Raw genomic sequence first — 12,909 nt, 5'->3', positions numbered from 1 at the left:
GTGAGCATCGCCTCTAATGAAGTGAACGTTTTGGTCCGTCCGGATTCCTACCTGACGCTGCATTACCGCATCACGCTGGCCTCGGGCCCGGGGGCGGGTTCCGTGTTCACCGACACCTTCGACGGCCGTCCCGGCACGCTGCAGATGGGCGGCGGGCAGTGGGCGCCCGGCCTTGAGGCCGCGCTGGTCGGCCGCGCCGAGGGCGACAAGTTCAGCGTCACCATCGAACCGGCCGACGCCTACGGCGACCGCAATCCCGAACTGATCCAGCGCGTGACGCGCGCCATGCTGGCGCAACATGCCGGCGAGGACGCCACGTTCGAACCCGGCGACCTGGTCGAATTCACCGCGCCCAACGGCGGCCGCTATTCGGGCGTCCTCAAGGAAATCAACGACGACTCCGCGCTGTTCGATTTCAACCACCCGCTGGCAGGCATCAGCCTGAAAGTGGACGTGGCGTTGCTGGGAGTCCTTTAATGAGCCAGGCTGTCACCGCCTCCGACGCCGAAGTCCTGCTGGCGCAGCCGCGCGGCTTCTGCGCAGGCGTGGATCGCGCCATCGATATCGTCGAGCGGGCCATCGAACTGCACGGCGCGCCCATCTATGTGCGCCACGAGATCGTCCACAACCGCTACGTCGTCGAAGATCTGCGCGCCAAGGGCGCCATCTTCATCGACGAGCTCGACGATGCGCCCGCGGGCGCCATCGTGGTGTTCTCGGCGCATGGCGTCTCCAAGGCCGTGCGCGCCGAAGCCGAATCGCGCGGCCTGCAGGTCTTTGACGCCACCTGCCCACTGGTCACCAAGGTTCACATCGAGGTCGCGCGCATGCGTGCCGCCGGCCGCGAGATCATCATGATCGGCCACAAGGGGCATCCCGAGGTCGAAGGCACGCTGGGCCAGGCGCAGGGCGGCATGTACCTGGTCGAAACCGTCGAAGACGTGGCCGGCCTTGAGGTCACCGATCCGGAAAACCTGGCCTACGTCACGCAGACCACGCTGTCGGTCGACGACGCGGCCGCGGTGTCGCAGGCGCTCAAGGCACGCTTTCCCAGCATCGCCGAGCCCAAGAAAAGCGACATCTGCTATGCCACGCAGAACCGGCAGGATGCAGTCAAGATCCTGGCGCCGGAATGCGATCTGGTGCTGGTCGTGGGCAGCCCGAACAGCTCGAACTCCAATCGTCTGCGCGAAGTGGCCGAGCGCAAGGGCGTCGCGTCGTACCTCATCGACGGCGCGGACTCCATCGATCCGGCATGGCTCGTGGGCCGCAAGCGCATTGGCGTGACCGCGGGCGCCTCGGCGCCGGAAGTGCTGGTGCAGCAGGTGATTGCGCGCGTCAAGGAACTGGGCGCCGTCTCGGTGCGCAAGATGCCGGGCCTGGAAGAGAACGTGGCGTTCCCGTTGCCCAAGGGCTTGTCGCGCAAGGCGGCCAAGACCGAATCGCTGGAATGAACAAGCGCCGCCCACGCGGGCGGCGCCACAAGAATACCGAGGAGACTACATGCAGCTTTACAGCTACTTCCGCAGTTCGGCCGCGTATCGCGTGCGCATCGCCCTGAACCTGAAAGGCCTGCCGTACGAATACGTGCCGGTGCATCTTCTGAAGGATGGCGGCCAGCAGTTGTCGGCCGACTACCGCAAGGTGAACCCGACGGCGCTGGTCCCCGCACTGGTGGATGGCGATGCGGTCATCGGCCAGTCATTGGCCATCATCGAATACCTGGAAGAAACGCATCCCGAAACGCCGCTGCTGCCGGCGGACGCCATCGGCCGCGCCCGCGTGCGCGATCTGGCGCTGGGCATTGCCTGCGACACGCATCCGCTGAACAACCTGCGCGTGCTGAAGTATCTGAAGCACACGCTGGGCGTGGATGAAGCCGCCAAGACCGCCTGGTACAAGCACTGGGTGCATCAGGGCCTTGAGGCGTTGGAAGCCCAACTCGCCGGCTCCAGCGCGACGGGCCAGTTCTGCCACGGCGACACGCCCACCATTGCGGACCTGTGCCTGGTGCCGCAAGTGGCGAATGCGCAGCGCTTCGAGTGCGACCTATCGGCCATGCCCAATGTGCTGCGCATCGACGCGGCTTGCCGTGCGTTGCCGGCATTTGACGCGGCCGCGCCGGGCAAGCAGCCCGACGCGGAGTGACACCCGGCTGATCAGCCGATCTGCACCGGCACGAAGATCTTGTCTTCGCCGCGCTGCACCAGCAAGGCCACGGTCTTGCCCGCCTTCGACAACTCGGCCTTCACCTGGCCGACGTTGTGCACCGGCACCCCATTGAGCGAAAGCAGCACGTCGCCGGGCTGAATGCCAGCCTTGGCGGCGGGGCCGGCCGAACGCTCGATGAGCAGGCCTTCCGCACCCGACTCCTGCTGCTCCTGCGGGTTCAGGGGACGCAGCGCCAGACCAAGCTGGCCACGCTGCACTTCCTGGCCGTCCGCCGACGCCTGCGACTTGTCCTTGGGCACGCCACCCAGCGTCGCGACCATTTCCTTCTGACCGCCATTGCGCCACACGTCCAGCTTGATCTTCTCGCCAGGGGCGGCCATGGTGATCGTCGAAGCCAGGTCGCCGGAAGACACGATGGTCTTGCCGTCGATCTTGCGCACCACGTCGCCCGGCTGCAAGCCGGCCTTTTCGGCGGCGCTACCCTTTTCGACGCTCGACACCAACGCGCCCGACGGCGAATCCAGCTTGAACGAGTCGGCCAGGTCCTGATTCACTTCCTGCACCGTCACGCCCAGACGCGCATGCTGCACCTTGCCGTGCTCAAGGATTTGATCCTTGATCTTGTAGGCCAGATCAATGGGAATCGAGAACGACAGGCCCTGGAAGCCGCCGGTGCGGCTATAGATCTGCGAGTTGATGCCCACCACTTCGCCGCGGTCGTTGAACAGCGGGCCGCCCGAGTTGCCGGGGTTCACGGCCACGTCGGTCTGGATGAACGGCACCGAGGTGTCGTCCGGCAGCGAACGGCCCTTGGCGCTGACGATGCCGGCGGTGGCCGTGTTCTCCAGGCCGTATGGCGAGCCGATGGCCAGCACCCATTCGCCAACCTGCAGCTTGTTGACGTCGCCCACCTTGATGACCGGCAGATTCTTCGCCTCGATCTTGATGACGGCGACGTCGGTCTGCGGGTCGGCGCCCAGGACCTTGGCCTTGTATTCGCGGCGGTCGGTCATCTTCACGGTCACTTCCTTGGCGTCCTGGACCACATGTGCGTTGGTCAGGATGATGCCGTCCGAACTGACGATGAATCCCGAGCCTTCGCCGCGCATCGGTACTTCACGGGCCGGCGCGCGGCCACGTGCGCCTGGAACCTGGCCAAAGAACTGCGCGAGCGGGTCGTCGCTTTCGGTGGCGGACACCTTGCGCGTGCCACTGACGCTGATATTGACGACGGCCGGGCCGGACTCGCGCGTGATCTGCGCGAAGTTGGGCGGCACCGACGCGCTGATCGGCTGGGAAGCCGCAGCGGCTGCGGGGGCTTCGGCAGCCATCGAAACGCTGCCGGTCAAGGCGGTTGCGCCTGCGCCGCCAATGGCGCCGGCAGCCAGCAGCGCCAGGACGAGGCGCGAGGGTTTGATTTGCGTGGTCTTCATGTCGGCTCCTGCGATCATGTTGGGAACATGGCGCTATCTTCGGGCCGCACGCTTAGGTGAAACTTAAGCGGGAAAATCCACGCGTGCGCGCAGGCCTTGGCCGGCGGGCGCGTCTTCAAGGGTGATGGTGGCGCCGTGGCGGTCAGCGATGGTGCGCGCGATGGCCAGCCCCAGTCCGCTGCCATGCGTAGTGTTGCCTTCGGCGCGGTAGAAGCGGTCGAATACGCGTTCGCGCTCATGGACCGGGATGCCCGGCCCCTCATCGTCGATCAGCAGCGAAATGCGGTCCGGGCCGTGGTCCAGACGCATCCCGATGCGGCCCTCGGCAGGCGAGTGCTTGATCGCGTTGTCCAGCAGATTGCGCACCAGCAGTACCAGCGCATCGCGATTGCCCTGCACCTGCGCCTGGGCGTCGCCGTCCAGCGCGATGTCGATGGATTTGGCGTTCGCCTCGGGCAGCGTTTCGGACAGGGCCTGGCGCAGCACGTCCCCCAGGTCCACGGGCGCCAGCGGCGTCTGTTCCTGGGCGCCTTCCTGGCGCGCCATCGACAATAGCTGCTCGACCAGCCGCGTGGCGCGATCAATGCCGGCGGCCAGGCGGTGTTCGGCAAGTTGGCGCGCGTCGGGGTCTGGCGCGCGCTGCAGCGCCTGCATTTGCAGGCGCAATGCCGCCAGCGGCGAGCGCAGTTCATGTGCCGCGTCACCCACGAATTGCTTCTGCTGGGCAAAAGCGCCGCGCATGCGTTCGAGCAGCAGGTTCAGCTCCTGCACCAACGGGCGGATTTCATCGGGCAACCCGCGCACGCTGACGGGGGACAGGTCTTCGGGCTGGCGCGCGGCCACTTGTGCGCGTGCGCGCTTGACCGGACGCAGAGACCAGCTCACCACGCACCAGATGATCAGCATCAGCAGCGGCGCGGCGGCGGCGATCGGCGCGACGGTGCGCAGCGCAAGGGTGCTGGCCATGTTCTTGCGCACGCGCATGTCCTGCGCCACCTGGATCACCTGGAACGGCGTGGCCAGCGAATATACGCGATAGGTTTCGCCTTCCAGCTTTGCGTCGGAAAATCCCAGCACGATCTGGCTGGGCAGGCGCAGGCGGGAACGGGAATTGAAGACGCGCAAACCATCCGGCGTCCAGATCTGGATGATGAGGTCGTCGGCAACGGGTGAGCCGGCGCCCCGCGCGTGGGTGGGGCCGGTACTTAGCAGCCCGTCGCCGGTGCCTAGCGACAGGGCGGTGCGCTGCAGCAGCGAGTCGAAGATGTCGTCGGCTTGCGCCAACGTGCTGCGGTAGGCGATTGCGCCTTGCACCAGCGCGCCGACCGCGATGGCGGCCAGCAGAAAGAAAAGCAGCCGGGCTCTCAGCGAATAGCTAAGCGGAATGCTCATGTTTTGGGGATGACATAGCCGACGCCTCTGACGTTCTGGATCAGGTTCGGACCCAGTTTCTTGCGCAGGCCATGAATATAAACCTCAACGGCATTGCTGCTGATGCTGTCCTTCCAGCTATAGAGCTTTTCCTCGAGCTGGGCGCGCGAGAAGATCATGCCCGGCCGCGCGATCAGGGGTTCGAGCACCGCCCATTCGCGGGCGGTCAACGCCACCGGCGCGCCGTCGACCATGGCGGCGTGCGATTGCGGGTCGATGGTGATGCCGTCGTGCTCGAAGATGGGCTCGGCCCGGCCCGCGCTGCGGCGGATCAGGGCACGCATGCGCGCCAGCAGTTCGTCCACGTCATAGGGTTTGACGATGTAGTCGTCCGCGCCTGCATCCAGTCCGGCGATCCGATCGCTGACCGCGTCGCGCGCGGTGGCGATGAGCACCGGCGTACGGTCCTTGCGCGTGCGCATGTCGCGCAGCAAGGTCAGGCCGTCCCGTTTTGGCAGGCCCAGGTCGAGCAGGACAAGATCGTAGGGATCGGTGCGCAGTGCAGAGTCCGCGGCGCTGCCGTCCCGAACCCAATCGACGGCATAGTGTTCCGCGCGCAGGCAGTCCAATACGCTTTCGCCGATCATCATGTCGTCTTCCACGAGAAGAATGCGCATGTTTTTTCCGCTGGGATGGTCCAAGGGGGTTGGACGCGTGGCGGTCAGTGCGAGTTCCCGGCCAGGGTGCGGACAGCGCCGGTGAGGGCCGGAAATGAAAAAAGCAGCCCGAGAGGGCTGCTTTTTGGAAATCTGGTGCCGGCAATAGGAGTCGAACCTACGACCTTCGCATTACGAATGCGCTGCTCTACCAACTGAGCTATGCCGGCAAGACCATTTGCTTTTGTTTCTGGACCAAGCCGGAAAGCGGTAAGCAAAACATCTTTTTTCTTCCAGTTCGCTGCCTTTTTTGGGGCCCGATCTGGAAAGACCGAAACTATATCAGAATTTTTTCGCGATGGGCAGCAAGAAGCGCAAAAAATTCAGAAAAAAACGAGATTTGCATGCGCTGAATTTTTAGTTCATAATTTCGGTCTTGGCAGATCCCCGATAGCTCAGTCGGTAGAGCGACGGACTGTTAATCCGCAGGTCGCTGGTTCGAGCCCAGCTCGGGGAGCCAAAAGAATTTTGGGCCGCTCACGCAAGTGAGTGGCCCTTTTGGTTTTTGCGGTGGCGTTTCGCTATGCGCAGGTCTGCGGCATGCGTGTCCACGACGTGTGCACCAAGAGCGCATCGACAAAGAAGGCGATCGGCATGAATGACGACAAACGCGGGCGCGATCAAGGCGCGCAGGGCAACCAGTCCGTGCAAGACAAGCGCGTCGGCGTCACCGTCATCTCCGGCTTTCTGGGCAGCGGCAAGACCTCGCTCTTGAACCGCCTGCTGCAAGAGCCTGCATATGCCGACGCGGTGGTCATCGTCAACGAATATGGCGATATCGGCGTCGACCATCATCTGGTACGTCTGGCGCCGGACAAAGTTGTGCTGGTCGAGGGCGGTTGCCTGTGCTGCGTGGTCAGCGGTTCGGTGGTCGACACCTTGCGCGATCTCTTCATGCAGGCCCTCGGACGCAAGATCAAGCCGTTCCGCCGCGTCATCATCGAGACCAGCGGTCTCGCGGATCCGGCGCCCATCCTCTTCACCCTCAAGCACGAACGTTTTCTGGCTGAGCGCTACGCGTATCGCGGCGCGTTCGTCGTGGTGTCGGCGACGCATGGCGTCGGCCAGCTGGACGCGCAACCCGAGGCGGCCCGGCAGCTTGCGCTTGCCGATACGGTCGTGATCAGCAAGTCCGATCTTGTCGGTGCGGCGCAACTGCGTGATGTCGAGCGGGCGATCGCGGTCATCAATCCCGGCGCCCAGCGCTGCGTGCAGCGCCCCGATGCGCCGCTGGCCGCCGGCTTGCGCGAGGGTCCGGATCTTCTTGCCCGACGCGATGGGGTGGCCACGGCAAAGTGGCTTGGGGCGTTCTCCCAGAAGGCCGCCGCACGCCATGCGGACGTAAGCAGTTTTTCACTCACGCTGGAAGCGTCTTTGAGCCGGCCGGCGTTTCTGGCGGGTATTGCGCGCATTCAAGAGCGCTACGGGCAAGGCTTGCTAAGAATGAAGGGGCTCGTCTGCTTCGACGGCGAATCGCATCCTTGTGAGGTGCATGGGGTGCATGGCGAGTTGTATCCCTTGCAGTCCTTGGGCGGCTGGCCGGACGAGGTGCGCGCCTCGCGGCTGGTGTTCATCGTTCGCGGCTTGGCCGTGCCGGAGGTGGCCGCCGCCGTGCGCCAGGCGTTGGGTCAGCCGTCCGCCTGATTGCGCGGAAGGACCCCGTTTCATTGATCGATATTCCGTTGCTGATGCTGCACGGAAATACGGTATAACCGGTACGGTCTGATGCACTTGCCGAGACAATGATGGATCGACTGAAAGCCATGCAGGTGTTCGTCGAGGTTGCCGATCGGGGCAGCCTGTCGGCGGCCGCCGTCCATCTGGACATGTCGCGCGCCATGGTGTCGCGATACCTGGCCGAGATGGAGCAATGGGTCGGCGTGCGCCTGCTGCATCGCACGACACGGCGCCTCAGTCTGACCCCGGCCGGCGCCGAAACCTTGCCGCGCTGCCGTCAGATGCTGGATATGGTTGGCGATCTGCATAGCGCTGTCGCCACGCCCGAGGACACGCCGCGCGGTCTGTTGCGCATCACCACGAGCATGTCGTTTGGCGCCCGCCATCTGGCGCCGGCCGTCACCGACTACGTCAAACGGCATCCCGGCACGTCGGTGGACCTGATGCTGGTCGAGCGGGCGGTCAATCTGGTGGAAGAGCGCGTCGACCTCGCGGTGCGCATCACCAATGATCTGGATCCCAATCTGATTGCGCGCAAGCTGGCCGAGTGCCGCTCCGTGGTCTGCGCCTCCCCGGAATACCTGGCGCGCGAAGGCGTGCCGGCGCGCATCGAAGATCTGTCGCTGCGCAACTGCCTGACCCATTCGTATTTCGGCAAAAGCCTGTGGCGTTTCGAGCGCGATGGCGAACCGGTCGATGTGCCCGTGGGTGGCAGCATCAGCGCCAACGAAGTGTCGGTGTTGTGCAGCGCCGCCGTCGAAGGGGCGGGCATCGCGATGTTGCCCACTTACTATGCGGCCGAATACATCGCCTCGGGCAAGCTGCAGGTCGTTCTGCCGCAGTGCAAACCCCAGGTGCTCGGCATTTATGGGGTCTACGCCTCGCGCCGCCAGATGCCGCTGATTCTGCGTTCGATGCTGGATTATCTTGCCGAACGGTTAGGATCTGCGCCGTGGGATAAGCCCGCGGGATAGATGGCGGGGAGGGTCGGCTGCATGGCTGGCGCATGGATGACTGCATGGCGGGTGCGCCGCGGCTTGAGAGCGGAAGGGATGGCGGTATAATTTGCCGGCATTTGACCCAAAAAAAACCTTAACAATCGTTCCGGCCTGGTGGCAGGCCGGCGCAATCCAGAGCTCAGCTCGGTTTGCGCAAGGGGGGGCAAGCCTTACTGGTAGCGGCGTTTCCGCCGCACGGCAGTGGCCGATGCCTGTTGGTTCTAGTCTTTTGCTATCAATTTCGCGGAAAGGGTTGGTGCCGGCGGTTCCGGCGCGTTCCGCGGCCATATTGGCGATGGGCGTCAGCATTGCTGGCGCCAGCTTTTCCAGAATTTGCTCAGACGTTTGCCGCAGCCTCGCAGCTGCGGCAGGCATACCGCCTTACAGGCGCCGGCGTGGCGGTTTCGCGCAGGGCTGCGCCATGAGGCGAGGGCGTGGCGGTAAAACAGGAACCCAGTGACAATTTCGCAAGCCAACATTGACTGTTGTGTCGCCGCTCATGCGGCGGCCTGGTCGTTTGCGGGCGAGCGCCGCGCGGGGAAATCCGTGGGCAGCCGTGCCGGGATGTCTGGATGCAGATTCCGCAGCACCAAGGCTGGTGGCGTCGAAATGCATTATGGCGTGCACTACGGCATGCACTACGGCGTGGGTTTGAATTGCGACGCTGCCCGTTCGATTTTTTATTTTGAATCCGGCGCCGCAAATGAAAAAGGCCCGGCGAATGCCAGGCCTTCATCAAATTGGTTGCGGGGGCAGGATTTGAACCTACGACCTTCGGGTTATGAGCCCGACGAGCTGCCAGACTGCTCCACCCCGCGTCTGAGAAAAGAATATTAACCTTATTTCCAACCAAGCGCAAGTTAGCCCATTTTTGAATTTGGATGTCGATGAACGATAGCGAGGCAATACTCGTGCTGGAAACCGCGCTGCTGTGCGCGGTGCAGCCGATGCAGATTTCCGATATGCGCAAGCTGTTCGGGGATGATGAACAGTTCGACAGCGGCACGGTGCGCCGGCTTCTGGAGACCTTGCAAGGCAACTGGGCCGACGGTGGGCTGGAGTTGGTGCAGCTCGCCTCAGGCTGGCGTTTCCAAAGCCGGCCCAGCATGCAGCGCTACCTGGAGCGTCTGAGCCCCGAAAAGCCGCCCAAGTATTCGCGCGCCGTGATGGAAACGCTGGCCATCGTGGCCTGGCGCCAGCCCGTGACGCGCGGTGATATCGAAGACATCCGGGGTGTGACGGTTTCGTCGCAGATTGTGAAGGCGCTTGAGGATCGCGGCTGGATCGAAGTCATCGGCCATCGCGACGCGCCGGGGCGCCCCGCGCTGTTCGGCACCACGCGCCAGTTCCTGGACGATCTGGGCCTGCGCGCGCTGGATGAGCTGCCGCCGCTGGAATCCGCGCACGCCGCCGCCGCGCTCGCTGGCCTGGATCTGGGCGAGGTGCAGCAGGTGTTGGGCGAGGCGCCGGCGCCGGCCGAGGGCGAGGGCAGTCTGGACGCCGCGCCAGCGGAGGCGGTGGCGGAAACGCCCGGTTTGGCGGCGGATGGCCTCTTCGCGGCGGGCGTTGGCGCGTCGCAAGAACCGGGGCAAGAAGCACCGCAAGAAGCACCGCAAGAGGGCGAAAATCCGTCCTCCGCCAATGCTGACTCCGGATCCCCCGAGATTTTCCCCGTTGCGGAATTGTCTGTTTCGGAAGACGATGCCCCCATAGCGGCCATCGATAGCGTAGAATCCCAGCTTTCGCGCACAGAAGAAGGCGCGGATCCCGCCGACGAATCCACCGTCCGGGAGCAAGCCGAAGGCTTGTCCAATACGCCGCTCTCGCCCGATCTTCCCGACGACAGAGCTGGCAACGACATTTCCGATATGGCCGCCGATGCCTCCGAGGCCGGTGCTGCAAAGGAAAGAGTCGAGAACGCAAAACACGCGGAACCGACTGACCCGACTGACAAGACCAATGCCGTGGCCCCTGGCGACGCCAGGCGTGAGCCCGTTCATGGTCTTGACGAGGCCGTTCAGCCCGAACCCGATGCCGCCTCCGCGGCCTCGGAAGAGGCGGACCCCGACCGGTCCGGGTCTGAACCGGATTCGGCGTCCCCAGATGATGACGAGCCTGCTCCCCGCAGGCCTACCCAAGTTTGAAATTCGGAGCTGTCCCAGTGACAACGAATACAGCAATGCAGGACGACACCCCCCGTTCGGATGACGCCGCTGCCGGCGCGCAGCCGGAATCCTCCGCCGCGCGCGAACCGGCCGCTGAAGGCGAAGCCGGCGCTCGCAGCCGCGGCCGCAAGCTGAGGACGCCGTTCCGCCGCCGCCGCGGCGACGCTGCCGCCGAGCAGGCGCCCGCCGCCGAAGGGCAGGCCGCAGCGCCCGCTGCGCCGGTTGAGTCCGCGGACTCCCGGGGTGGCGAGCAGGAAGCCGAGCAGGCGCTGTCCTACCTGGATACGGCTGACCGCATGGAGCAGCGGCTGGGCAAGTACCTGAATAGCGAAGCGGTCATGCCCAAGCTGCACAAGGTGCTGGCCGACGCCGGGATCGGTTCGCGCCGCGAGATGGAAGAATTGATCGTGGCGGGCCGGGTGTCCGTCAATGGCGAGCCGGCGCATATCGGCCAGCGCGTGGGTCCCAACGATCAGGTGCGCGTCAATGGCAAGCCCATCATGCGCACGAACACCAAAAAGCCGCCGCGCGTGATCCTGTATCACAAGCCCGCCGGCGAGATCGTCAGCCACGACGACCCCGGTGGCCGCGCCAGCGTCTTTGCCCGGCTGCCCAAGCTGCGCACCGGCAAGTGGCTCTCGGTGGGTCGCCTTGACCTGAACACCGAAGGCCTGCTCATCTTCACGACGTCGGGTGACATGGCCAACCGGATCATGCACCCCCGATATGGCACGGAACGCGAGTACGCCGTTCGCGTGCTGGGTGAAATGGACGAGGCGCAGCGCCAGTCGCTCGTCGACGGTATTGAACTGGAAGACGGTCTTGCCGCATTTGGCGCGCTGGACTACCTGGGTGGCGACGGCAGCAACCGCTGGTATCGCGTCACGCTGCAGGAAGGCCGCAACCGCGAAGTTCGCCGCATGTTCGAAGCGGTCGGCGTCACGGTCAGCCGCCTGATTCGCACGCGCTTCGGCGATGTGGTGCTGCCGCGCACCTTGCGCCGCGGCCGCTGGGACGAATTGGACGCTTCCCTGGTTACCGCGCTGATGGTCCAGCTGGGACTGTTGCGTGAAGACGACGATTCGTCGGGCAACCGCCGCCGCTCCAAGCAGCCGCAATCGCACGACAGCGCGTTGCCTCCCGGATTCGGTACGCTGGACCGCAACGGCATGAACGGCGCCCGCATTGGCCGCCGCGGCAAGTTGCAGGGTGGCGGTGTGGGCAGCGCGGGGCAGGCTGCCGCGTGTCCTTCCGATCCTTTCGGCACCGGTCTCATGATCGCCGGTGGCTATGCCAACGGCCACCCGCTCTCGGGCGAGTCCGGCCTTGGCAATCGCAAGAACAAGCCGGGGCCGCGCTCTGCTGGCGCCGGCAAGTCCGGTGGCAAGCCGGGCGGTAAGCCGGGCGGCAAGGCGGGTGGACGCACGGGCGGCAACGCGCGCGGTCCCCGCGCCGCCGCTAACGCCGCCGGTGGCAATCCGATGGCGAGCAGCCCGGTGGTCGGCAATTCGATGGCTGGCAGCCCGGCCGCAGGCGGCATGGGCGAGGCGCCGGCAGGCGCGGGCCGCCGGCCGGGCGGCAAGTCCGGCGGCAAGCCTGGCGGCGGCAAGCCGGCGGGCGCCAAGCCGGCAGGTGCGCGTAGCGGCAATCCGGGTCGTGGCGGCAAGCCGGCCGCTGGCGGCCGCGGCGGCAACAAGACCGAAGGCGCGCGCACCGGCGGCAACAAGGGTCCGGGCACGGGCGGCAAGCCGCGTACGCCGCGTAGCGGCAGTTCCCGTGGCGAGGGTGGCGCCCAGCGTGGCGACGATTGGCAGCCTCGCGGTGCGTCGGCGCACGAATCCCGTCTGGGTGTCGTGGGCGGTGGCCGGGGTCGTCAGGGCCGCTGATCCTTGCAGGGCGGCTCGCAGACTGCGCCGCCGCCCCGCATCCGTCCCATATAAACGTAAGCCCGTGACGAATCAGGCGATTTTCCCGTTTATCTGGTAAAATCAATGGTTTTCATGGCTTCGCGTCATGGCTTTTTGCCGGAAGCACTGGTTTCTCAAGTGCGCTTTACCGCAAAAAGCACGTCGGCTGAATGTGTGCCGATCGGGCGCATGGCCTTGTGCTGGCGTGTTGCCGGGCGCTGTTTGCAGCAGTCCCTTGGCGCGTGCGCTATCTGCTGAAATGTGCAAAAGCGCCGCAGTATGCAGTCAAACCCAGCCAACCCCAGCTTGACCCGGTCAGACCGGGATAGGCAGCCGGGTCAGGCACCGGGTAGGGCAATCAGGGCGGCGCAAGCCAAAAATTAGGTCGCAATAGAGGGCACTGCCCAGCATTGCTCCTTACGTGTAGTAGGGAAGCGGCTGGGCTCTGTGCAATATCGGTGGGCTGGGCG

10 protein-coding genes and 3 tRNA genes are annotated in these 12,909 nt (G+C 65.1%); 8 read left to right on the top strand and 5 right to left on the bottom strand.

The window, feature by feature from the left end; translation table 11 throughout:
• The 3 genes from ASD71_RS17730 to maiA are packed head-to-tail and all read left to right on the top strand — an operon-like array spanning nucleotide 1 to nucleotide 2,148.
• The gene (locus ASD71_RS17730; RefSeq protein WP_105237960.1) at nucleotides 1–477 is read left to right on the top strand and encodes a peptidylprolyl isomerase; all 477 of its coding nucleotides are present in this window, start codon (nucleotides 1–3) and stop codon (nucleotides 475–477) included.
• Entirely contained in the window at nucleotides 477–1,454 is a 978-nt protein-coding gene (gene ispH / locus ASD71_RS17725) for a 4-hydroxy-3-methylbut-2-enyl diphosphate reductase (protein WP_056567530.1), read from the top strand. Before ASD71_RS17730 ends, ispH begins: the two co-directional genes overlap by 1 nt.
• Nucleotides 1,455–1,503: 49 nt before the next feature.
• Complete coding sequence (gene maiA / locus ASD71_RS17720; RefSeq protein ID WP_056567528.1) at nucleotides 1,504–2,148, top strand: maleylacetoacetate isomerase; 645 nt, start codon at nucleotides 1,504–1,506, stop codon at nucleotides 2,146–2,148.
• Nucleotides 2,149–2,159: 11 nt separating this feature from the next.
• On the opposite strand, the gene ASD71_RS17715 is transcribed toward maiA, so the two are convergent.
• The 4 genes from ASD71_RS17715 to ASD71_RS17700 form a co-directional block, all read right to left on the bottom strand.
• Nucleotides 2,160–3,605 carry a DegQ family serine endoprotease gene (locus ASD71_RS17715; protein ID WP_056567524.1) on the bottom strand — a complete coding sequence of 482 codons (1,446 nt, stop codon included), beginning with the start codon at nucleotides 3,603–3,605 and terminating at the stop codon, nucleotides 2,160–2,162.
• A 63-nt stretch (nucleotides 3,606–3,668) separates the two neighbouring features.
• The gene (locus ASD71_RS17710) at nucleotides 3,669–4,997 is read right to left on the bottom strand and encodes an ATP-binding protein (RefSeq protein ID WP_056567522.1); all 1,329 of its coding nucleotides are present in this window, start codon (nucleotides 4,995–4,997) and stop codon (nucleotides 3,669–3,671) included.
• On the bottom strand, nucleotides 4,994–5,653 hold the full coding sequence (locus tag ASD71_RS17705; protein ID WP_056567519.1) for a response regulator: 660 nt from the start codon (nucleotides 5,651–5,653) through the stop codon (nucleotides 4,994–4,996). Before ASD71_RS17705 ends, ASD71_RS17710 begins: the two co-directional genes overlap by 4 nt.
• Before the next feature lie 133 nt (nucleotides 5,654–5,786).
• A tRNA-Thr gene (locus ASD71_RS17700) sits at nucleotides 5,787–5,862 on the bottom strand.
• A 214-nt stretch (nucleotides 5,863–6,076) separates the two neighbouring features.
• Here ASD71_RS17700 and ASD71_RS17695 point away from each other — a divergent pair.
• The 3 genes from ASD71_RS17695 to ASD71_RS17685 all read left to right on the top strand — a co-directional run bounded on the left by ASD71_RS17695 (nucleotide 6,077) and on the right by ASD71_RS17685 (nucleotide 8,343).
• Nucleotides 6,077–6,152 (top strand) — tRNA-Asn (locus ASD71_RS17695).
• A 134-nt stretch (nucleotides 6,153–6,286) separates the two neighbouring features.
• On the top strand, nucleotides 6,287–7,336 hold the full coding sequence (locus tag ASD71_RS17690) for a GTP-binding protein (RefSeq protein ID WP_056569411.1): 1,050 nt from the start codon (nucleotides 6,287–6,289) through the stop codon (nucleotides 7,334–7,336).
• 101 nt (nucleotides 7,337–7,437) lie between these two features.
• On the top strand, nucleotides 7,438–8,343 hold the full coding sequence (locus tag ASD71_RS17685) for a LysR family transcriptional regulator (RefSeq protein ID WP_156395221.1): 906 nt from the start codon (nucleotides 7,438–7,440) through the stop codon (nucleotides 8,341–8,343).
• A gap of 765 nt (nucleotides 8,344–9,108) precedes the next feature.
• Here ASD71_RS17685 and ASD71_RS17680 read toward each other — a convergent pair.
• Nucleotides 9,109–9,185, bottom strand: a tRNA-Met gene (locus ASD71_RS17680).
• A 63-nt stretch (nucleotides 9,186–9,248) separates the two neighbouring features.
• On the opposite strand from ASD71_RS17680, the gene scpB reads away from it, so the two are divergent.
• Both scpB and rluB read left to right on the top strand, forming a co-directional pair.
• Nucleotides 9,249–10,511 carry an SMC-Scp complex subunit ScpB gene (scpB, locus tag ASD71_RS17675; protein WP_056567516.1) on the top strand — a complete coding sequence of 421 codons (1,263 nt, stop codon included), beginning with the start codon at nucleotides 9,249–9,251 and terminating at the stop codon, nucleotides 10,509–10,511.
• 35 nt (nucleotides 10,512–10,546) lie between these two features.
• On the top strand, nucleotides 10,547–12,418 hold the full coding sequence (gene rluB, locus ASD71_RS17670) for a 23S rRNA pseudouridine(2605) synthase RluB (RefSeq protein WP_056567514.1): 1,872 nt from the start codon (nucleotides 10,547–10,549) through the stop codon (nucleotides 12,416–12,418).
• Nucleotides 12,419–12,909: the final 491 nt, after the last annotated feature.

Source organism: Achromobacter sp. Root565 (assembly GCF_001427425.1).
Taxonomy (GTDB): domain Bacteria; phylum Pseudomonadota; class Gammaproteobacteria; order Burkholderiales; family Burkholderiaceae_B; genus Achromobacter; species Achromobacter spanius_D.
This window is presented reverse-complemented; position numbering and strand designations above follow the sequence as displayed.